The organism is Streptomyces sp. 1222.5, from assembly GCF_900105245.1.
Lineage (GTDB): Bacteria > Actinomycetota > Actinomycetes > Streptomycetales > Streptomycetaceae > Streptomyces > Streptomyces albidocamelliae.
In genome coordinates this window covers 8,183,434-8,203,835 of record NZ_FNSZ01000001.1, presented here as the reverse complement: position 1 = coordinate 8,203,835, position 20,402 = coordinate 8,183,434, and the positions used below count along the sequence as shown (strand labels likewise).

The following is a 20,402-nucleotide window of genomic DNA, read 5'->3' as shown; positions in this document are numbered from 1 at the left end:
ACCTGGCACACCCCGTCAAAGGGAACAGTCTTTCGGTCAGGTGGCGCCGGAGGGGTGTGCCGGAGCCGCCGGGACGGGAGCGGGAACGGGCGGGACCCCTGCCCGGCCGTGCTGGCGGACAGGGGCCCCGGGGCGGTCGGACGGGTCAGCCGTCGGACTCCGCCGAGGGGAGGTAGGCGCCCGGTACGTCATCCGGCGCGTAGATCCTGTGCTCGCCGGGGTACGGCTTCCGCCACTCGTGCGTCTCGTACCAGGTGAGGTGATTCATCTGTGCGGGGTTGGCGAAGTCGGGCACCGCGTGGGGTCCGGTCAGCCGCTGCTTCGACTTCCACTTGTCCCACTTCGCCGCGAGTGCCTGCTTGTCCGCCGGCACCTTCGCCGACGGCACGGCCGCCGCGTGCGGGTCCTGCGGTGCCGGGGTGTCCAGGCCACAGGACGGCGGGGTCTTCAGGCCGTCGGTCAGGGAGGTCCGGTTGGGCAGCGCCTCGAACGGCGTGTAGTCCGGGTGCCGGGTGAACGCCCCGCGCATCGGGCTGGCCGCGCTGTCCTTCTGGTTCATCGGGTGGATCCCGAGGATCTGCTCAATGGTCCGGATCACGGTGATCTGGGTGTAGTAGCGGCTGTCGACACCGCCGTGCCGCGCCCAGGGGCTGATGATCTGGATCGGGGCGCGGTGGCCGTCGACGTGGTCGAGGCCGGCCTGGGAGTCGTCCTCGACGACGAAGATCGCGGAGTCCTTCCAGTACTCGCTGTGCGTGATCTCGTCCACGATCCGGCCGACCGCCAGGTCGTTGTCCGCGACCTGGGCGGCCGCGCCCGCGGGACCGCCGGTGTGGTCGCTGGAAAGCCAGAACATGTTGAGGTTCGCGGGCCCGTTCCGCTCGAAGTCGCGCTTCCAGATCTCGGTCCGGTAGACGTCCGGGACACTGGTGTCGAACTTCGGGAACCCGTGCACGGACACGTCGTTGAGGGAGGGGATCGGCGAGGAGGAGTTCAGCGGGTAGGCGGTGTCCTGCCCGGTGGACGCCATGTTCTTGGCGTCGCAGTACAGGTTCTGCCAGCTCGCGCCCGACGGTTTGGTCAGGAACTGCTGGAACTCGCCGAAGTCGCGCACGGACCTGCCGGCCGCCTGCGCACCCGTCCAGATGAACCCGGTCCGCTGGTGGCCCAGGGCGTCGTCCTCGGTGTCGTAGCTGCGCGCGTACTCGCCCGCGGAGGACTCGGTGTACTCCGGGTCGTCGGCCTGCATCAGCCAGTTGTGGCCCTCGGCCGAGTTCGTGCCGATGTCGTAGGTGTTGTCGTACAGGCCGAACTGCTCGGCCAGCGCGTGCTGGTTCGGCGTGACGTTCGCACCGAACTGCGCCAGCGACGGGTCCCCGTTGCCCTCCGGGACGTCACCGAAGACCTGGTCGTAGGTCCGGTTCTCCTTGACGAGCAGGAAGACGTGCTTGATCGTCGAGGGCTCGCCGAGCCGCGCCGGGACCGGCACCGGCCGCGCCTTGCCGTGGCCCTTGGTGAGCTTGACCGAGCCCGGGGTCCAGCCGTTCTGCTGGAAGACCTTGGCCGTCTGGGACCGGACGACGCTGTCGCGCGGCAGCGTGAACCGCTGCACGCTCGACGTCGTGTCGTGCGTGCCGTGACCACCGCTGGTGGTGGGGCGGCGGGCGTCGACACCGCGGGTGTTGGAGACCACCACCTGGTCGCCGACGGTGGCGATCTCCGCGGGGAAGTAGTCCGTCGGGAGCAGCCCGACATAACTCACGGGCTCTTGCGGGGACTTGTACCGGTAGACGGCGACCGCGTTGGCGCGGCCGAGCGTCACCAGCAGATGGCCGTCGTCGGTGAGGGTGACCCCGTCGGGCTCGTAGCCCACCGACGCCTCGGGCCACGGCTGGGTGGCGATGGTCTGTACGACCTCGTCGGTGGCGGTGTCGACGACCGACACGTCGTTGGTGGCGGTGTTCGTGACGAACAGCGCGCCCTTCTTGGCGTACAGGGCGGTCGGGTGCAGTCCTACGTCGATGCTCTCGACGGAGGCCGACGGGTGCGCCACGTCGATGACACTGACCGTGCCGGTGGTGGTCGCGGCGGTCTTCGGGTCGGCGGGCACCTGGGTGCCGTACGAGTTGATGGTGGTGTCGCCGGGCCTCGCCGGGCGCCCGCCCTCGTTGCCGACGTACAGCTTGGAGCCGACGAGGGCCATGTCGCGCGGGGCGTTGCCGACGGCCCAGGTCTGTTTGACGGCGCCGGTCGCCGCGTCGATGGAGACCACCCTGTTCTGGCCGTTGACCGCGGAGTACACGGTGGACCCGTCGGGCGAGAACACGGCCTCGCCGACCAGCGCGTGCTTGGCGCCGTCCGCCGGGATGCTCACGGCCTTGGGGTCGGCGACGCTGCCGTCCGGGTTCACGGTGAACCTGGTGTAGCCGTCGGTCTGGCCCAGCCACAGCTGCGAGCCGTCGGGCGAGTAGGTGGGGCCTTCCTGGCCGACTGAGTTGCTGCTCAGTCGCGGGGTCGACGCCGCGGAGGTGCCGACGAGCTGCTGCACCTTCCAGTCCTTCAGGTCGACGACGGCGAGCGCGCTGCCGCCGTCGGTGACCGAGGCGGCGAGGTGGCTGCCGTCCGGGCTGACCGAGGACGACATGATCTTGCCGTTGTCGACGACGAGGCGGTCGCCGTAGGGGGCGATGTACTGGTCGCTGGAGACGACCTGACCGCGGTCGGTCGTCTGGCCGACCTGGTCGGTACCGAATTGGTGGGTCTGGGCGAAGGCGACACCGGCTGCCACGAGGGCGAGAGCCGTGGTGCCTGCTGTCACCAGAGGTATCCGGCGACCGATGCGTCTACCGAGAAGGCCGGGCAGGTCGTCCTTCCCGACACGCCGACGACGGCGTGTTACCTGCATGGAGTTATCCCTTCGACGGGGCGAGCAGCTCGACGTTGCCGTCGAACTGCCACAGCGGGTTGGGTGCGTCCCCGGTCGGGGTGCGGACCAGGAAGTAGCCGTTCACTTCCTTCGGTCCGTCGCCGTCGGCCATGAAACGACCGTCCGGGGTGACGTCCAGCTGGTAGATGGCCGACCCCACTGCCTCGACACCGGGGAGGTGCCAGGAGACGACACACCGCCAGTCATTGCCCGGCCCCTCGGCGGCGACCCTGACACTGCCCTTGTCGCACGTCGCCGTGGCCTTCAGCTGCGTTTCGGCGACGTCCGGGCGGTTGAGCTCGTCGGTCTGCAGCCGGTAGAGGTGCGCGAACGCCGTGGCGACCGAGCGCTGCACCTTGTCCTGCTCGATGCCGGACCCCTCCGCCCCGGTCGTCACGGAGACGACCGCGACCGTCACGGCGGTCAGCCCGGCGAGGGGCAGGACGCCCGCGGTCACCGCACGGCGCCCGGAGCCGTCGTAGCCCGGGTTGGTGAAGTCGCGTCGTAGGAAGAGCAGATGGGCCAGTACCGTCGCGAGCACGGCCCAGACCAGACTGACCGTGACGCCGATCAGCAGCGGACCGAGCTGTGCCGGGTGAGTGAACAGACCGTTCCAGGCGATGAACGCATAACTGGGCAGTGCGATCCGTACGGCGACGGGCAGCGGCAGCATCTGGGCGAGCTGCATGACGAACGCGACGAGCGCGGGCAGCAGCAGGCCCATCGGGGACCGTCCCAGCGTGACCGACCCGAGCAGACCGATCGCGGCGAGGGCCAGGGTGGGGGCGATCACGCAGACCCAGGCGAGGAGCACCTTCCCCGCGGCCTCGCCCGGTGCCAGCAGGTGGCCGTCGAGGCCGACCAGGGGCTGGTTGCCGACCGCAGCGATCCCGCCGGCCACGCTGGAACACGCCAGGCCGGCCACGAGAAGCAGGATGACGGTGAGGCTGGCGAGTGCCTTCGCCGCGAAGATCCGCCGCGGCGAGCGGACCGCGACGAGCAGATGGCGCCAGGTGCCGAGCCGGTCCTCGGAGGCGAAGACGTCGCCGGCGACCACCGAAGTCAGCAGCGGGAGTGCCCAGGTACCCGCGAAACCGAGCACCACCAGCGGTCCGGCCCATCCCGTGGCGTGCATCCAGCGGCCGAAAAGGGTGTCGGAGGGGAGGGTGCCCTGTTGGCTCACCCCGGCGACGAAGAGCGCCGGTGCGACCCAGCAGGCGAGGACCAGCAGGCGGATCCGCCATTGGGCGACCAGTTTGGTCAGTTCGAAGCGGTAGCCGCGGGAAACCGGGACGCGGCGGGCGGGGGCGACGTCGTCCTCCACGGCGGTCGCGCTCATCGGCCGGCCTCCTGTTGCTCGGTGAGGGCGAGGAACGCGGCCTCCAGCGGCGACACCACGGGGGCGAGCTCCCGCACGGCGACTCCCGCCCGCACGAGCCGCGCCACCAGTTCGTCGAGGGCGGCCACCAGCGCGCGGACGACGAGGGCCTCGTCGCCGGGCCGTGTCCCGGTCTCGACGACGACCCCCGGCGCGTCGGCGGCCAGTCGGCGTGCGGTCCGGGGGTCGGACGTGCGGATCCGGTAGTCGAGTTCGCCGTTCTCGGCGGCCAGCTTGCCCAGCGGCCCGGAGAAGACGACCCGGCCGGTGGCGAGGATGGTGACGTCCGAGCACAACACCTCGAGATCGTCCATGCGGTGGCTCGACAGCACGACGGCGGTTCCGGCCTCGGCCAGCCGGCCGAGGACGCCGTGCACATGCTTCTTGCCGGCCGGGTCGAGGCCGTTGGAGGGCTCGTCGAGCACGAGCAGCCGGGGCCTGGTGAGCAGGGCGGCGGCCAGGCCGAGCCGTTGGCGCATGCCGAGCGAGAAGCCACGGGTGCGGTCGTCGGCGACATCGGTGAGGCCGACCTGTTCGAGCGCAGCGTCGATGCCCTTCCGCCTGTCACGGCCATGCAGGGCGGCCAGTGCGACGAGGTTCTGCCTGGCGGTGAGCGAAGGGTAGAGGCCTGGCCCGTCCACGAAGCCGGCGACACCCTCCGGGGCCGAGAGCGCCCGGCCGACCGTGGTGCCGAGGATGTCGAGACGGCCGCCGTCGGCGACGGCCAGACCCAGCAGGAGGCCCAACAGGGTCGTCTTACCGGCGCCGTTGGGCCCGGCGAGACCGTGGATCCGGCCCTGTCCGACATCCAGGTCGACGCCGTCGAGTGCGACGACTTCGCCGAAGCACTTGGTGATCCCGCGCGCCCGGACCGCTAGGAGTGCGTCCATGAGTCCCTTCTTCCGCAACGCTCAGGAACCTTAGGGAGCACACACAACGCATACACAGACAGTCAGTTGAACGCTCAGGGAACGGATCGTCAAGGCGTCGGCAAGTCGCCCGCACGATTGGCTGTTTTCGCATCGCACACGGGCAAACCCGGAACGCACCCAGTTCGTACGAAGTGCTGTGCCCTACCGGCGAGTCGGGCTCACTGCCCGGTGCGGATCTCGTCGAGCTCGTCCGCGAGGGCCTTCGTCTCCGCGACCAGGAGCTCGTGTGCCTTCGCCCGCGCCCTGTCCCCCCGCTCCTCGAACGCCTCGGGTGAAATGCGGCTGCAGCTGGGTCCACCAGCCGTGGTCCAACATCGCCCATGCCTGCGGACACAACAGGGCACGGGTCTTCGGCAGGTAGCCCGCGCCGACCAGGGGGTCGTCGTACTTCTTCGGGTCGCTTCCCGCCAGGTGGCAGAGGAAGGCGAAGACCCGCTGCTGGGTGACGGGGTGATCGCTGGAGAGCCCCTCCAGTGTCAGTTCGCCTTCGTCACGGGCGAGTTGGTCGAAGAGGAGGGCGGCCGCCGGCGACGGGCCGGCTCCGGAGTCGTTGACGGTGGAGAAGGAGGCGAACCCGTCCGCGGCATCCTCCTCGAAGCCGAGGTTCGCCAGTTGGAGCCGGCGCCGCAGGGCGTGCCCCAGCTCGTGGCCGAGGACGAACTGCACCGAGAGCGCTGTCGGGTCGTGGGTGTCGTACCGGGCCTGCGGAAGGACCGCGGGACGTTTGACGGTCTCGACCACCCCCCGGGCACGCCTTCGATCTGGGTCAGGAACGCCGGGGGTACGTAGATCGTCCTGCCGTCGGGCTGGGTGACCGCTTCCGTGACCCCTGGGGGCACCTTGCCGGTGACTTTCACGGTCAGGTCGTGCGGGAGCGCGACCCGTTCGTTCACCCGGTCGGTGGACGACCGAGACCCTGCCGTGCGCGTCGTCCTTGCCGTCGCCGGCGACGGCCGGGGCGGCCGCGAGGCAGGAGACGAGCACCGCCCCGGCGAGAACGGCACTCGTCGCAGCCGACCGCCCACCGTTGCACCACACGCTGATCAACCTCCGGAAAGATCCAGTTCAGGCACTTTCGCCGGAACGGGACGAGTGACGGGAGCGGATCTCGGACCGCGGTCGTCACCCTCGGCCGGCGGGGTACCCGTCGCGCGGGTCCGTCGGGACCGGCGGGCCTTCCCCAGTCGCCCGGCGACAACGGAGGCACACAGATGAGCACGGTCAAAGAAGCGGTGGACGTCGACGTCCCGGTGCACACGGCCTACAACCAGTGGACGCAGTTCGACCAGTTCCCGCAGTTCATGGAAGGCGTCGAGGAGGTAAGGCAGCTCGACGACCGGCACAATCACTGGACCACGAAGATCGGCGGAATACGGCGGGAGTTCGACACCGAGATCGTCGACCAGCTTCCCGACGAACGCATCACCTGGCGCACCACCACCGGGGACACCAGCCAGCGGGGCATGGTCCACTTCGAGCGGCTGGACGACGACCACACCAGGGTGGAGCTGGTGATGGAGGTGCAGTCCGGCGGGGCGGCGGAGAAGGCCGCGGACCTGCTCGGCACGATCGACCGGCGCGTCAAGGGAGACATGAAGCGGTTCAAGCGGTACATCGAGGAGCGCGGGGCGGAGTCCGGTGCCTGGCGTGGCCGGATCCGGCCCGGAGACGCGGGTCCTTCCCGCTGACCGCTCCGAGCACCACGGGTTCACGGTCGCCCCGGCGGTCCAGGCGGCTGCCGGGGCGGTCGTACGTCCGCAGGCAGGTGGAGGAGAGCCCAGCCGTGGGGGGAGGGTCACGGGGTTCGTGGCTGTCTCACCCAGTCCAGGGACCGTTCCACGGCTCGTTGCCAGTCCTCGTACTCGTACTCCCGCCGGCCGGGGTCCATAGCGGGCAGCCATTGCGCGGCCCGGTGCCAGTTGCGGCGCAGCACTTCGAGGTCCGGCCAGTAGCCGGCGGCGAGGCCCGCGGCGTAGGCGGCGCCGAGGGAGACCGTCTCGGCGACCATCGGGCGGACCACGGGGACGTCGAGCACGTCGGCGACGAACTGCATGAGCAGGTTGTCCGCCGTCATCCCGCCGTCTACCTTGAGCTGCTTCAGCGCGACCGAGGAGTCGGCGTTCATGGCGTCGACGACCTCGCGGGTCTGCCAGCCCGTGGCCTCCAGGACGGCTCGGGCCAGGTGGCCCTTGGTGATGTACGAGGTGAGGCCGACGATGACGCCTCGCGCGTCGCTGCGCCAGCGGGGTGCGAACAGGCCGGAGAAGGCGGGCACGATGTAGCAGCCGCCGTTGTCCTCGACGGTCCGGGCGAGGGTCTCGATCTCGGGCGCGCTGCTGATCAGGCCGAGGCGGTCGCGGAACCACTGGACGAGGGAGCCGGTCACGGCGATCGAGCCCTCCAGGGCGTAGACCGGCGCCTGGTCCCCGATCTTGTACGCGACGGTCGTGAGGAGTCCGTGCCGGGACCGGATGAGTTCCGTGCCGGTGTTGAGCAGCAGGAAGCTGCCCGTTCCGTACGTGCACTTGGCCTCGCCCGGGGAGAAGCAGGTCTGGCCGAAGAGGGCGGCCTGCTGGTCGCCGAGGGCCGCGGTGATGAGGACACCCGGGAGCAGCGAGCGTGCCTCCCCGTAGGTCTCGGCCGACGGTCTGATCTCGGGCAGCATCGGACGGGGCACGCCGAAGAGCGCCAGCAGCTCGTCGTCCCAGGTGAGGGTGCGGATGTTCATCAGCATGGTGCGACTGGCGTTGGTGGCGTCGGTGATGTGCAGTCCGCCGTCGGGACCTCCGGTGAGGTTCCAGATCAGCCAGCTCTCCATCGTCCCGAACAGCACCTCGCCGTCCCGTGCGCGCTCCAGCAGCCCTTTGACGTTGTCGAACAGCCAGCGGAGCCGTAGCGCCGAGAAGTAGGTGGAGGGCACCAGGCTGCAGCGTTCCATGAAGTACTCGTCGCCGGGGTCCCGCCGGAGCTCGTCCACCAGGGACGCGGTGCGGGTGTCCTGCCAGACGATGGCCCTGCCGATCGGGGCGCCCGTCCGCCGGTCCCAGACCACGGCGGTCTCCCGCTGGTTGGCGAGTCCGACGGCGGCGATCCGGTCCGCTTCGACACTCGCGACGGACAGCGCTTCGGGGACCACGCGTTGCAGGTTGTGCCAGATCTCGACGGCGTCGTGCTCGACCCAGCCCGGCCGGGGGAAGTGCTGCTGGTGTTCGTGCTGGGCGACCGACACCAGCCGCCCGCGGTGGTCGAAGAGAATGCATCGGGTGGAATTGGTGCCCTGATCGATGGACATTACGTACCGTTCCACCATGACCGGTCTGCCTCCTGGCGGTCGGGGACGAGCGGGCCGGGCCTACCAGCGGGCGGCGCCCAGCTCTCTGGAGATCGCCCGTGCGGCCTCTCGGAGCAGGGTGATCAGACTCGACCGGGGGTGCCCCTGGCTGTCGCAGATCCTCTCCACCGGGCCGGACAGGCCGATGGCACCGACGACGAGGCCGCCGTGCCCGCGGATCGGCGCGGCGAGCCCCGCCTCCCCCATGCTCATTTCCTGGATCTCGGCGGCCCATCCGACTTCCCGGACCTCCGTCAGGGCCCGGCCGAGCTGCTCCGGCAGGACCAGGGTGTGCCGCGTGTACGCCTCCAGCTCCACGTCCTTGGCCGGCTCCAGGGACGTGGTCCCGTAGGCCAGCAGTACTTTGCCGAGCGACGAGGCGTGCATCGGCAGCAGTGCGCCCACGTCCAGGGTCTGGAGGGTGTCGTCCGGCCGGAAGACGTGGTGGATGACGAGGACCTCGCCCTCCAGCGGGGTGCCCAGGCGTACGGCCTCCCCGCTACGGGCGGCCAGGGCGTCGGCCCAGTTGATCGAGCGGGACCTGAGCTCGTTGACGTCCAGGTAGCTCGTGCCGAGGTGCAGGAGGGCGGCTCCGAGCTGGTACTTCCCGGTCGCCGCGTCCCGCTCGACGAAGTCCACGTGCTGCAGGGTGCGCAGGATGCCGTAGGCCGTGCCCTTCGCCAGACCGAGTGACGCCGCGACCTCGCCGAGCCCGAGGCGGCGCGGTCCCCCGGCGAGCAGACGCAGGATCGCCGCCGCCCGTTCGATCGACTGGACCGGTCCGGCCATGAAGCGAGCCTATTACTGCCGGGAGGGGTTCGCCGGTCGTGCATGACGGCGGTTTCGTTACTTCCGAAATGCGGTGTTCGGTAATGCCGACCGCCGTTCATTGACCGCCACCGTTCCACTTCCTAGCGTGCATACAGGTCGGCATCCTGCCTCGGCCCGGCGCCCCCTCACCGGGGCGGTGATCACCCAGGAGACAAGCATGGCGATACAGCTGGATACGCTGGTTCGGGAGGCATGCGAGCATGTCTGTCCGCTGCCGCACGTCGCCGGGGCCGTCTCGGCCGTTCGCCGGCGCGTGGGCGCGGTCCTCGCCGAATGGAACGTGTCCCCCGAGATCGTCGAGGACTCGCTCCTCGTGGTGTCGGAACTGGTCACCAACGCGCTGATCCACGCCGTACCCCCGGCCGTACTGCGGCTGTCGTGGGTCCAGCTCGACGGTTCCGGCACGCTGCGCGTCGAGGTCACCGACGCGGGGCCCGCGCTCCCGGCGGGCCAGCCCGGACTGGGCCTCGACCCGGACGAGCACGGGCGCGGCGAGGAGATCGTGCACGCGCTCGCCGCGCGGCACGGGATACGCGCCCACGCGGGAGGCTTCAGCCGATGGGCGGACCTCGTCACGCACTGACCCCCAGACCAGCCGGCCGGGCCCTACGATCCCCAGGGCCCGGCCGGCTTCTCCATGCCGGCTGCCTTGCCTCGGCTCGGCCTTCCCGGCCGGTCACGAGCACGGTGCCGGTCACGAGCACGGTGCCGGTTACGAGCAGGGTGCCGGTTGTGCGCAGAGTGCCGCTTGCGGCACGGGCTCCTTGCGCAGCAGAAGCAGAGCCGCGTCGTCGTGGAGGCGGCCGCCCACGTGCGCCAGCAGCTCGTTGTGCAGCCCGGTGAGGGTGCGGGCCGGATCGTCGGAGACGTGCCGGGCCAGGCCGTCGGCGAGCGGATAGAACTCGCGGGTGTGGTCGCGGGCCTCGGTGACCCCGTCGGTGTACAGCAGCAGCTGGTCCCCGTCGGCCAGGGACAGGCGCTGGAGGCGCGGCGCCTCGCCGGACAGGGCGCGCAGCCCGAGCGGCGGAGCGGGATGGGTGGGGTGCACCGCGTCGACCTCGCCGGAGGGGGATATCCGCAGCGGGGGTCCGTGTCCGCAGTTGACCACTTCCAGTTCCCCGGGGCGCGGGTAACCGGCGACCACCGCGGTGACGAAGTCGTCGGTGCCGAGGTTGCGCGCGAGGCTCCGCTCGATCCTGCCGACGACGGCGAGGAGGTCGGGTTCGTCGTAGGCGGCCTCGCGGAAGACACCGAGCACGAGCGCCGCGGTGCCCACGGCCGGCAGCCCCTTGCCCCGCACGTCGCCGACGATCAGCCGGACCCCGTACGGCGTGGGCACCAGGGCGTAGAGATCACCTCCGATACGGGCCTCCGCCGCCGCCGCGCTGTAGCGGACCGCCACCTGGAACGGACCCACCGTCTCCGGGACGGGCGCCAGCAGGGCCTGCTGGGCGGCCTCCGCCACCGAGCGGACGGCGGCGAGCACACGTTCCCGGCGCCGCCGCAGCGCGCTGGCGAGGCAGCTGGCCAGGGTGACGGCCAGCAGGGCCGCGAGCAGCGCCGACAGTTCGCGGCCGGGAAGGCCGTCACTGCCGAGCGCGACGCCCAGGGCGGCGGCGAGCAGGCCGACGAGGAGGACACCGCGCGGCCCGTTCGTGGCGGCCGCCAGCGCGGGCCCGACGACCAGGACCGGAAGGCAGATCATCCCGGCGCCGCCGACGGCGTCCACGATCACGATGCCGACCACGACCAGCACCGGCAGCACCGGCAGGCCGGCGGCGAGCTGCGGGGCGGCCCGCCCTCGCAACCAGGAACCGGACCTGCCCACCTCGTTGCCGAACGGCCACCCGGGGCGGTGGCCGTGACCAGGGTCTCGGGTGTGGCTCATGGGTCCGCGCGATCCTCACCTGTACGACGGACACCCCCCGAGAGGCGGAAGGTGTTCCCGAAATGTCCGTGTACTCAAGCAAACGGGTTCGGGTGAGGTGCTCACAAGGAGCGGGATTTCAGATAGTGAGCGAGAGGCTCCTGGTGACGCGGTCCGCGGTGGGGAGCAGACGGGACCGGATCTCCGGCAGCCGGGAGTGCTGCTCCACGGGCAGCGAGACGCCGAGCGAGCCGAGCGTGTCCCCGCAGTACACGGGTACGGCGACGCACACCGTGCCGAGTGCGTACTCCTCCAGGTCGGTGACGGCCGGGGCCAGGGGGGACCCCTCGATCCTGCGGAGCAGTTCCGGGCGGCTGGTGATCGTCCGCGGGGTGAGGTCGGAGAGGTGGTGCCTGGACAGATAGTCCCGGCGGGACTCCTCGTCCAGCTCGCGGAGCACGGACTTGCCGAGGGCGGTGGCGTGCCCGGCGTCCTCGAACCCCACCCAGAGGTCGACGCGGGGCGCCCGGGGGCCGTCGACGATCTCGGCGACCCTGATCTCGCCCTCTTCGTAGAACGTGAGGTAGGTGGCGGTCGCCAGTTCGTCGCGCAACGCGGCGAGGGTGGGGCGGACGCGGCTGAGGAGCGCCTGATCGCGTCCCGCGACGTGCAGGGCCTGCAGTTTGTCGCCCAGGACGAAGCCGCCGTCAGCGAGCTTGCGCACGTATCCGTCGTGGACCAGCGTGCGCAGCAGGTGGTACGCGGTGGCCAGGGGCAGCCCCGTCTCGCGCGCCAGCTGTTTGGCCGGCGCACCGTTCTCGTGCGCGCTCACCGCTTCCAGCAGGCGAAAGGCGCGCTGTACGGAACTGATGAGCGTGGGGCCGTCCTGACCGCCCATGACACCAGCCTGCGCCGGGCACCGTGCACTGGCAAGACACGCCGATCGCCTCGGGTGCGCCGCCGCCGGACACGGGGAGCCTCGTTCCGGCCGACGCGTCGGGTACGCCCCGTCGACCGGCGCCGACAGCCTCTCCCTGTCCGCTGCGGCGCCTCTCTGCCGACAACGAACGCTTGCGCCGCCGGCCGGGAGCATCAGGGCTCCTCCGGCACACGCACCTGGAAGCCTCCCCGTCCGTCGAACCGGACGTCGTACACCGCGTCGAAGCCGTCGGCCGGCGTGGGTCGGCGCAGGCGTCGTAGCGTGGCGTGGACGCCGATGTCGGGCACCCGGACGCGTCCGGTGCGCGCGGCGTTGCGGCGCAGCGAGCCCGCGAGGTCGGGCGGGAACCAGTAGGCGCTGACCGAGGCGCCGTGGGCGCGGGCCGCGGCCAGCAACGGGTCCCACTCCTTTGGTGAGGGGTTGGTGTTGTCGACCACCACGGACCGCCCGGCCGCGAGCGCCTCCGTCACGAGCCGCATCTGCCGCTTCTGCTGCCGGGCCGACCGCGGGAAGGCGTCCTTGCCGACCCGCACGTGACCGTCGCGAAGGCACCGCTCGTAGAAGGTGGACTTCCCCGACGCCTGCAGGCCGACGAACACCACCAGTTCGGCCACCGCGCCCAGCCCTCCCCGCCCGGCCCCGACCGCCCGCGGAAGAGCCGGGCCGCCGTCCCCGGCTACTCGACGGCCGGATCCTCCTGCGCGCACCGCACCGCCCGCTGCACCGCACGCTCCACGTCCGTCCGGCCGGCGCCCGTGGCCTCGGCGTGCGCGCCGATCGCCGCCTGTACGGCGTCCTGCGCGGCGCGCCAGCGACGCACCTGCGCCTCGTACTCGTCACCGGTCAGGCCCGCCAGACGAGCGCGTGCCGCCTCGGCGGTGCACTCCAACGCGATCAGCTCATCGGGGATGTCTGCCACGTACCCGAGCCTACGCGTCCGGCGTGGCCCGCCGCCCGTCGAAGCCACCGCCCGGGCGGCACCCTTCCGGGCCGGGGCGGGCCGGACCGGTCCGGCCGCCTCAGCCGCGGGCGGCCACGTACAGGCTCTGGGTGCTGCGGCCGAGCGGGCCCTTCTCGTCGTGCAGCTCCGATGCGGCGAGGCCGATGCCCGCGCCGTCCACCATCGTCCGGGCGTCCAGGCAGACCCACTCGCCCTCGGGGTGGCGGTGCAGGCCGACGGTGAGGTCGGCGTTGACGAAGACGTAGCGGTGGAAGTCCAGCGCGGCGCTGACGCCGTTGCCCGAGTCGGCAGCGGTGAGCACCCGGCTGAGGGGCTTGATCTCCTCGCCCGCGACCAACGGGACCCGCATGCGCATCCAGGCCGTGGCGGGGCCCGCCTCCAGGAACGACCCGGCGGCGAAGCGCACCTCCATGGCCGTGTGGTAGCCCTGGTCCCACGGAACGGGGAAGAACGCCTTCGCGGGCGCGGCTTCGGGCCCGGGCACCCGGCGGCCCGGCGCCACCTCCGGCACCGAGCCCGGCACGGTCTTCATCAGCAGGGCCGTCGCCCGCATCACCTCCGGGCCGCCGTCGGGTGCGACCACGGCCTCCACGAGTTCGACGCTGCGCCCGGCACGCAGTACACGCGTGGTCACGGTCAGCGGACGGATCGGGACCGGGCGCGTGATCTCGTAGGTGAGCCTGGTGATCCGCATGTCCGGCCGGGCGCCCGGCCGTTCGTCGACGGCCAGGGCGAGCAGGGCGGCCGGGGGGCCCGCGTGCTGGGAGTCCGCGTCCCAGGGACCCCGCGTGCAGGCGGTGGGAGAAAACCGGTCGGCGGCTTCCCGTACGTAGAAGGCCTCGGCCTCCGGCACCGGCGTCATGGCGGTTCCTCCCTGTCGCGTGGATCATCCGTCGCCCATGTTACTAAGCGCTTGCTCATTGCGGCAGGGGAAAACGGCGACGCGGTCACCCGCGCCGGTGTGCCCGGACCGCACTCCGGCCGTCGCCCGCGCCCGCCCGGAACCGGCTGGAAAGCTGCGTTCCCACTTCTTGACGGACCACCGACAACTCCCCTAGTTTGCGACCGCATCAAGCGTTTGAAACGTTTCAATCCCTCTTGGCCCCACTCCGCTCCGCCCCGCCCGAGTGAAGGAGTACTCCGTTGGCCGGTCAGCCCACACCCCCCGCACCGGACGCGTCCGCATCGAAGGACCGGCAGCCGCTCAGCCGGCGCCACTTCCTCGGCACGGGATCGGCACTCGCCGTGGGTGCCCTCACCGCCGGAACCTTCGGCGCGCTCTCCGGCCGCGCCCAGGCGGCCGCCCGCCCGTCGGACGCCGAACCCGTCGCCCTGTCCCCCGCTCGGTGGATCTGGTACCCGGAAGGGGATCCGCGCAGCGACGCACCCACCGGGCACCGCTACTTCCGCACCCGGTTCACCGTCGCCGAGGGCGAGGTGACCGACGCCCATCTCGTCGTCACGGGGGACGACACGGTCGACGTGTGGCTCAACGGAAAGCCGCTGGCCGCCTCCCCCCGAGTGGCCGACTCATGGCGAGACTCCCTTTACGTGGACCTGCGTCCCGCCGTGACGTCCGGGACCAACACCCTCGCGCTGGCATGCCGGAATCAAGGCGGGCCGGCCGGCGTCATCGGGCGGCTGCGGGTCCAGACCGCCGGCGGCACGGCCGATGTCGTCACCGACGCCCGCTGGTCGGCCGCCAGGACGGTGACCGAGGGGTGGGAGCAGCCCGGCTCCGGCGACGACGGCTGGTCCGCCGCCCGGGACCTGGGCGCCTACGGCATCGCCCCCTGGTACTCCGCCGTGGCCGCTCCCGACCTCTCGGGCGCGTCACCGCTGAGCGTGGCCGCCCGCACCGTGGAGCACCGCACGCGTCCGCTCGGCGTCGACGCCGCGAAGCCGCGGTTCGGCTGGAAACTCGACTCGACGGCACCGCAGCAGCGGCAGGCGGCGTACCAGATCCAGGTCTCGTCGACGGCCGACGGCACGGGCGACGTGTGGGACAGCGGCCGTGTCGCGTCCGACCGGCAGGTCGACCTCGTCTACGCGGGTGGGCACCTCGCCGGCCTGACCCGCTACTTCTGGCGGGTACGCGTGTGGGACACCCGGGGCCGGGCGAGCGCCTGGAGCGACCGCCAGTGGTTCGAGACCGGGCTGCCGGCGGCCGGTGACGAGTGGCGGGCCGCGTTCATCGGCCGGCCTCCGGGACCGGACCTGTCGGGGGCCGCGTGGATCTGGTACCCGGAGGGTGATCCCGGGGCGGGACGCCCCGTCGAGACCCGGTACTTCCGGCGCACCTTCACGGTGACCGGCCCACCGGCCGGCGCCACGCTGATCGTGACCGGTGACGACACGGCGGACGTCTGGGTCAACGGAGTGCTGGTGAGCGCCTCGACACGCGTGACCGACTCGTGGAAGAGCGCCGCACTCGTCGATGTCACCGCCCAACTCACCAGTGGCGCCAACACGATCGCGATCGCGAGCCGGAACTCGAGCCAGTCCCCTGCCGGTCTGATCGCCAAGCTGACGGTGACCGGCGGTCCCACCGTGGTGACGGACGGCTCGTGGAAGTCGTACCGGGACGCGCCGTCCGGCTGGGAGGGCACGGGATACGACGACCGGAGCTGGCCGGCCGTACGGGTGGTCGCGCCCTACGGCGGTGGGCCGTGGGGATCGAACGTACGCGTCGTGCGGCCCGCGCCGCTCCTGCGGGGAACCTTCACCGTGCGCAGACCGGTGGCGTCCGCCCGGCTGCTGACGACGGCGCTCGGGCTGCACGAGACCCGGCTCAACGGTGCGAGGGTGGGCGACGACGTGCTCGCCCCCGGCTGGACCGACTACACCAAACGTGTGCAGTACCAGGTCTTCGACGTCACCGAGCGGATCCGCCAGGGGAGGAACGCGCTCGGCGCCTGGCTGGGCAACGGCTGGTACTCCGGCAGCCTGGGCTTCGCCGGCAGCCAGCGGTACGGCACACAGCCCTGGTACTCGGCACAGCTGCTTCTCACCTTCACCGACGGCACCACCCAGTGGGTGACGACCGACGGCAACTGGAGGACGGCGACCGGGGCCATCACCGCGGACGATCTGTACCAGGGCGAGTCCTACGACGCCCGTCTGCACGTCGACGGCTGGGACGCGGCCGACTTCGACGACAGCGGCTGGGCCCCCGCGACCGTACGGGACGGGACCGCGCCCCACCTGGTCGCCCAGGTGGACAATGGGGTCACCGTGCAGCACGAGTTCCGTACCGTGTCGGTCACCCAGCCGAAGACCGGGGTGTGGATCTTCGACCTGGGGCAGAACTTCACGGGCTGGAACCGCATTTCGGTCCGCGGGGCCGCCGGTACGACGGTCACCGTCCGGCACGGCGAGGTGCTCGATCACGACGGCACGCTGTACACGGCCAACCTGCGCGCCGCCCAGGCCACCGACCGGTTCACCCTCGCCGGCACCGGGGACGCGGAGACGTACGAGCCCCGGTTCACGGTCCACGGCTACCGCTACGTGGAACTCACCGGCCTGCCCGAGGGGTTCACACCCGACGAGTCGACCGTCACCGGTCGCGCGGCGTGGACGGACGCGGGACAGCCGGGCTCGTTCCAGACCTCCGAGCCCCTCCTCGACCGGCTCCAGCACAACATCGTGTGGGGCGAGCGCAGCAACATGCTCTCCATCCCGACCGACTGCCCCCAGCGGGACGAACGTCTGGGCTGGACGGGCGACATCGCCGCGTTCTGCGCGACGTCCACGTTCAACCTGGACACCCACACCTTCTTCGCCAAATTCGCGGACGACCTGGTGGACGCCCAGCAGTCCAACGGCGCCTTCACCGATGTCGCTCCCGCGGTGATCAACGGTTCGGGCACCGCCGGCTGGGGCGACGCGGGCACGATCATCCCCTACACGCTGTGGCAGCGCTTCGGCGACCTCACCGTCGCCGACCGACACTTTTCGGCCATGGCGAAATGGGTGGACTACCTGCGCGGCACCGCCGGCAGTGACCTGATACGCAATCAGCAGACCTACGGCGACTGGCTCAACGTCGACGACAACACCGCCCAGGACGTCATCTGCACCGCCTTCTTCGCCCGGTCGGCCCGGCTGGTCGCGCACATGGCCGCCGCCACCGGCCGCAAGGCCGAGGCCACGTCGTACGGGCGGCTCGCCGACCAGGTGGCGGCCGCCTTCAGCGCCCGTTTCGTCTCCGGCGACGGCACGGTGCGCGGCAACACCCAGACCGGCTATGTGCTGGCCCTGGCCTTCGAACTGCTCCCGGCGTCCCTGGTCCAGCCGGCCGCGGACAAGCTGGCCGCCAAGGTCACCGCGAGCGGCGGGCACCTCAGCGTGGGCTTCCTCGGCGTCGAGAACCTGCTGCCCGTGCTGGCCGACCACGGGCACGCCGACACCGCGTACCGCATCCTGCTGCAACGCGGCTTCCCAGGCTGGGGCTACATGATCGACCACGGTGCCACCACGATCTGGGAGCGCTGGGACGGCATCCGTGCCGACGGTTCCTTCAACGATCCGGGCATGAACTCGTTCAACCACTACGGCCTGGGCTCGGTCGGTGACTTCCTCTACCGGTACGTCGGCGGACTCGGCCCCGCGAGCCCCGGCTACGCCTCCCTGCGCATCGCTCCACGGCCGGGCGGGGGGCTCACCTCCGCCGACTGCACCTACGACACGCCCTTCGGCACCGCGGCGAGCACCTGGTCGGTGACCGGCACCCAGCTCACCCTGCGGGTGACGGTGCCGGCCAACACCTTCGCCGCGGTCACGGTCCCCACGTCCCGACCGCAGTCGATCACAGCCCCCGCCCAGGCCGTCCCGACGGGTTCGGCGACCTATCACGTGCCCGCGGGCAGCTACACCTTCACCGCGCCGGTCTGACCGGACCGGCACGGCGCCCTTCCGGCGGCCGGCTCACGGGGTCGGCAGCAACACACCGGGATTGAGGACGCCGGCCGGGTCGAGGGCGGTCTTGGCGGCCGTCAGTGCCGCGGCGAAGGGGCCGGGGCGCTGGCGGTCGTACCAGGGGCGATGGTCGCGGCCGACCGCGTGGTGGTGGGTGATCGTGCCGCCGTGCGTCTCGATCGCCTCGGACACCGCCGCCTTGATGTGGTCCCACTGGCTCACCATGCTCCCCCAGCGGCCGGGGGCGTACACGCCGAAGTACGGCGCCGGTCCGTCCGGATAGACGTGGGTGAACCGGCAGGTGACCACGCCGGTGCCGGTGACCTCGTACATGGCCTGCCGGGCCGCCTCGGTGACCGCCCGGTGAAGTGCGTCGAACCTGTCCCACGTGCACGCCGTCTCGAACGTCTCGGCGATCACCGCGTGACGGGCCATCGCGTCGCGCTGGTAGGGCATGCGCAGGAACGACGAGCGCCAGTTCTCCGCCGCGGACCCGGCGCCGGAGTGGCCGTCCGGCTCTCCCCCGGCGTGGCCGGGCGCCTCGCCCGAGGTGATGCCCGACGGCTGACCGCCGTGGTCACGGCAGAGTTCCAGGGCCCTCTCCAGTCGGGCGTGGACCGGGTGGTCCGCCGACTCGAAGGCGAGGACGAGCAGCCCGCCGCCGACGTCCGCGCCCGCGTTGAGCAGGGCCTCGGCCGCGTCGAGGAGGCGGCAGTTCGCCGGGTTCAGCCCGCTCTGCGCGATCGCCCGGGTGGCGGCCACCGCCGCCGCGTACTCGCCGAAACGGACCGACGCCCTGGCGCGCCACCGAGGACGTCGCTGCACCCGCATCCACGCCTCGGTGATGATGCCCAGCGTGCCCTCGCTGCCGAGGAAGAGGCGGTCCGGTGACGGTCCCGCGCCGGAGCCGGGCAGCCGCCGCGACGCGCTGACCCCGCTCGGCGTGACCACGCGCATCGACTCGACCAGGTCGTCGATGTGCGTGTACAGCGTCGCGTAGTGCCCGCCGGCGCGCGTGGCGAGCCAACCGCCGAGCGTGGAGAACTCGAAGGACTGCGGGAAGTGACGCAGGGTCAGCCCGTGGGGGCGCAGCTGGTCCTCCAATCGCGGTCCGAACACGCCTGCCTGGATACGGGCGGCCCGGCTCGTCCGGTCGATCTCCACCACCTGGTCCAGTCGTTCCAGGTCCACGGTGACCACGCCGGGGCGGCCGTCGAAGCGCGGCTCGACCCCGCCGACCACCGAACTGCCCCCGCCGAACGGGATCACCGCGATGCCCTCGCGCGTGCACCAGTCGAGGAGGTCGACCACCTCGCGCTCGTCGCGCGGCCGTGCCACGAGGTCCGGCACATGGCGCAGGTCGCCCTGGAGGTTGCGCACCACGTCCCGGAACGCCTTGCCGTGCGCGTGCGCCGCCCGGTCGCACGGGTCGGCGGAGCACAGGCCGGCCAGGGAGGCGGGCGCGGTCACCCGGGGCGCGGGCAGGCCGAGCGAGGCGATGTCCGGCGGCTCGTGATCCGCCAGTTCCCCCGGCATCAACATGCGCGCACGTTCGAGCAGCGCCTCGAGTTCGGCGCCTTTCACCGCGTCCTCGGCATTGCCCCAGCCCCACCACGAACGCGTCATGACACCACTCCCGCCAATTGACCCATGGGTAAATTACTGTGCGGTCATATCGTGGGGTAGGATCGGGCCCATGGGCAAGGCCGGAACGAAGGGCGTCTCCCGCGCCGACCGGGAGCGACAGATCGTCGACGTGGCGCTGGAGGAGTTCGGCAGCAAGGGCTACACGGGGGTGTCCGTCGCGGCCGTCGCGCTGCGCGCGGGGATCTCCAAGCCGCTGGTGTACAGCTACTTCGACTCCAAGGACGGCCTGTACCTCGCCTGCGTCCACCGGGTGGGCGGCCTGCTGGTGGACGCCGTGGCCGCCGCCGGGACGCGCAGCGGATCGGCGCAGCACGCGCTGGACACGCTGTCCGCGATCTTCACCGCGGTCGAGGACTGCCGGTACGCCTGGGCGGTGCTCTACGACCCGGCCCTGCCGCCGGCCGGTGAGACGCGCGACGCCGTGCAGTTCTACCGCGGGCGCCTCGCGGCCATGGGTGCGGCCGGCGCGGCGGTCCTCCTCAGCCACGCCGGGCACGACGACCCGCTCGACCACCAGCTCCTCGACCACGTCTGGCAGTACACGGTGGCGGCGGTGATGCGCTGGTGGTCCGACCACCCCGACCAGAGCGCGGCCGAGATGACGGCCCGCTGCGCCCGCCTGCTCACCTCGCTGGGCGCCGGCTGACCCGCGCGCCCCGGCGCCGGAAC

16 protein-coding genes are annotated in these 20,402 nt (G+C 71.7%); 4 read left to right on the top strand and 12 right to left on the bottom strand.

Annotation, left to right across the window (positions count from 1 at the left end; genetic code table 11):
* Window positions 1-145: 145 nt before the first annotated feature.
* The 4 genes from BLW57_RS37175 to BLW57_RS37160 all read right to left on the bottom strand — a co-directional run bounded on the left by BLW57_RS37175 (window position 146) and on the right by BLW57_RS37160 (window position 5,977).
* A complete protein-coding gene (locus tag BLW57_RS37175; protein ID WP_093480071.1) occupies window positions 146-2,905 on the bottom strand; it encodes an alkaline phosphatase family protein in 2,760 nt (919 codons plus the stop codon).
* A 4-nt stretch (window positions 2,906-2,909) separates the two neighbouring features.
* A complete protein-coding gene (locus BLW57_RS37170; protein WP_093480070.1) occupies window positions 2,910-4,265 on the bottom strand; it encodes an ABC transporter permease in 1,356 nt (451 codons plus the stop codon).
* Window positions 4,262-5,194 (bottom strand): ABC transporter ATP-binding protein, encoded by a 933-nt coding sequence (locus BLW57_RS37165; RefSeq protein WP_093480069.1) that lies wholly within the window; start codon window positions 5,192-5,194, stop codon window positions 4,262-4,264. Before BLW57_RS37165 ends, BLW57_RS37170 begins: the two co-directional genes overlap by 4 nt.
* 183 nt (window positions 5,195-5,377) lie before the next feature.
* On the bottom strand, window positions 5,378-5,977 hold the full coding sequence (locus BLW57_RS37160; RefSeq protein WP_256339704.1) for a DUF4344 domain-containing metallopeptidase: 600 nt from the start codon (window positions 5,975-5,977) through the stop codon (window positions 5,378-5,380).
* A gap of 470 nt (window positions 5,978-6,447) precedes the next feature.
* On the opposite strand from BLW57_RS37160, the gene BLW57_RS37155 reads away from it, so the two are divergent.
* Window positions 6,448-6,924 (top strand): SRPBCC family protein, encoded by a 477-nt coding sequence (locus BLW57_RS37155; RefSeq protein WP_093480068.1) that lies wholly within the window; start codon window positions 6,448-6,450, stop codon window positions 6,922-6,924.
* 107 nt (window positions 6,925-7,031) lie between these two features.
* Here the strand turns inward: BLW57_RS37155 and glpK are convergent, their stop codons facing one another.
* Together glpK and BLW57_RS37145 are read right to left on the bottom strand one after the other, a co-directional pair.
* Window positions 7,032-8,546, bottom strand: coding sequence for a glycerol kinase GlpK (gene glpK, locus BLW57_RS37150; protein WP_093480067.1), 1,515 nt, complete (start codon window positions 8,544-8,546; stop codon window positions 7,032-7,034).
* Window positions 8,547-8,588: 42 nt separating this feature from the next.
* A complete protein-coding gene (locus BLW57_RS37145; protein ID WP_093480066.1) occupies window positions 8,589-9,356 on the bottom strand; it encodes an IclR family transcriptional regulator in 768 nt (255 codons plus the stop codon).
* A gap of 199 nt (window positions 9,357-9,555) precedes the next feature.
* Between BLW57_RS37145 and BLW57_RS37140 the strand changes: the two genes are divergently transcribed.
* Window positions 9,556-9,981, top strand: a complete 426-nt coding sequence (locus tag BLW57_RS37140; RefSeq protein WP_093480065.1) for an ATP-binding protein — start codon at window positions 9,556-9,558, stop codon at window positions 9,979-9,981.
* Between the two features lie 129 nt (window positions 9,982-10,110).
* Here BLW57_RS37140 and BLW57_RS37135 read toward each other — a convergent pair whose 3' ends face one another.
* The 5 genes from BLW57_RS37135 to BLW57_RS37115 form a co-directional block, all read right to left on the bottom strand.
* Window positions 10,111-11,286, bottom strand: coding sequence for a PP2C family protein-serine/threonine phosphatase (locus BLW57_RS37135; RefSeq protein ID WP_176985865.1), 1,176 nt, complete (start codon window positions 11,284-11,286; stop codon window positions 10,111-10,113).
* 118 nt (window positions 11,287-11,404) lie between these two features.
* Complete coding sequence (locus BLW57_RS37130; protein WP_093480064.1) at window positions 11,405-12,163, bottom strand: IclR family transcriptional regulator; 759 nt, start codon at window positions 12,161-12,163, stop codon at window positions 11,405-11,407.
* Window positions 12,164-12,357: 194 nt separating this feature from the next.
* The gene (locus tag BLW57_RS37125) at window positions 12,358-12,819 is read right to left on the bottom strand and encodes an ATP-binding protein (RefSeq protein WP_256339702.1); all 462 of its coding nucleotides are present in this window, start codon (window positions 12,817-12,819) and stop codon (window positions 12,358-12,360) included.
* A 62-nt stretch (window positions 12,820-12,881) separates the two neighbouring features.
* Window positions 12,882-13,124: a hypothetical protein gene (locus tag BLW57_RS37120; protein ID WP_176985864.1), complete on the bottom strand. Its 243-nt coding sequence runs from the start codon at window positions 13,122-13,124 to the stop codon at window positions 12,882-12,884.
* A 100-nt stretch (window positions 13,125-13,224) separates the two neighbouring features.
* The gene (locus BLW57_RS37115; RefSeq protein WP_176985863.1) at window positions 13,225-14,028 is read right to left on the bottom strand and encodes a thioesterase family protein; all 804 of its coding nucleotides are present in this window, start codon (window positions 14,026-14,028) and stop codon (window positions 13,225-13,227) included.
* 281 nt (window positions 14,029-14,309) lie between these two features.
* On the opposite strand from BLW57_RS37115, the gene BLW57_RS37110 reads away from it, so the two are divergent.
* Window positions 14,310-18,062 carry a family 78 glycoside hydrolase catalytic domain gene (locus tag BLW57_RS37110; protein WP_093480063.1) on the top strand — a complete coding sequence of 1,251 codons (3,753 nt, stop codon included), beginning with the start codon at window positions 14,310-14,312 and terminating at the stop codon, window positions 18,060-18,062.
* 33 nt (window positions 18,063-18,095) lie between these two features.
* Here the strand turns inward: BLW57_RS37110 and BLW57_RS37105 are convergent, their stop codons facing one another.
* Entirely contained in the window at window positions 18,096-19,712 is a 1,617-nt protein-coding gene (locus tag BLW57_RS37105) for an FAD-binding oxidoreductase (RefSeq protein ID WP_093480062.1), read from the bottom strand.
* Window positions 19,713-19,782: 70 nt separating this feature from the next.
* Here BLW57_RS37105 and BLW57_RS37100 point away from each other — a divergent pair, with 70 nt between their 5' ends.
* Window positions 19,783-20,379, top strand: coding sequence for a TetR/AcrR family transcriptional regulator (locus BLW57_RS37100; protein WP_093480061.1), 597 nt, complete (start codon window positions 19,783-19,785; stop codon window positions 20,377-20,379).
* The last annotated feature ends 23 nt before the right edge of the window (window positions 20,380-20,402 follow it).

What these genes read in the sequence shown, in the direction of transcription:
- BLW57_RS37175 (WP_093480071.1), bottom strand. Translation starts at nt 2,905, where the DNA reads ATGCAGGTAACACGCCGTCGTCGGCGTGTCGGGAAGGACGACCTGCCC.
- BLW57_RS37170 (WP_093480070.1), bottom strand. Translation starts at nt 4,265, where the DNA reads ATGAGCGCGACCGCCGTGGAGGACGACGTCGCCCCCGCCCGCCGCGTC.
- BLW57_RS37165 (WP_093480069.1), bottom strand. Translation starts at nt 5,194, where the DNA reads ATGGACGCACTCCTAGCGGTCCGGGCGCGCGGGATCACCAAGTGCTTC.
- BLW57_RS37155 (WP_093480068.1), top strand. Translation starts at nt 6,448, where the DNA reads ATGAGCACGGTCAAAGAAGCGGTGGACGTCGACGTCCCGGTGCACACG.
- glpK (WP_093480067.1), bottom strand. Translation starts at nt 8,546, where the DNA reads ATGGTGGAACGGTACGTAATGTCCATCGATCAGGGCACCAATTCCACC.
- BLW57_RS37145 (WP_093480066.1), bottom strand. Translation starts at nt 9,356, where the DNA reads ATGGCCGGACCGGTCCAGTCGATCGAACGGGCGGCGGCGATCCTGCGT.
- BLW57_RS37140 (WP_093480065.1), top strand. Translation starts at nt 9,556, where the DNA reads ATGGCGATACAGCTGGATACGCTGGTTCGGGAGGCATGCGAGCATGTC.
- BLW57_RS37135 (WP_176985865.1), bottom strand. Translation starts at nt 11,286, where the DNA reads ATGAGCCACACCCGAGACCCTGGTCACGGCCACCGCCCCGGGTGGCCG.
- BLW57_RS37130 (WP_093480064.1), bottom strand. Translation starts at nt 12,163, where the DNA reads ATGGGCGGTCAGGACGGCCCCACGCTCATCAGTTCCGTACAGCGCGCC.
- BLW57_RS37115 (WP_176985863.1), bottom strand. Translation starts at nt 14,028, where the DNA reads ATGACGCCGGTGCCGGAGGCCGAGGCCTTCTACGTACGGGAAGCCGCC.
- BLW57_RS37105 (WP_093480062.1), bottom strand. Translation starts at nt 19,712, where the DNA reads ATGACGCGTTCGTGGTGGGGCTGGGGCAATGCCGAGGACGCGGTGAAA.
- BLW57_RS37100 (WP_093480061.1), top strand. Translation starts at nt 19,783, where the DNA reads ATGGGCAAGGCCGGAACGAAGGGCGTCTCCCGCGCCGACCGGGAGCGA.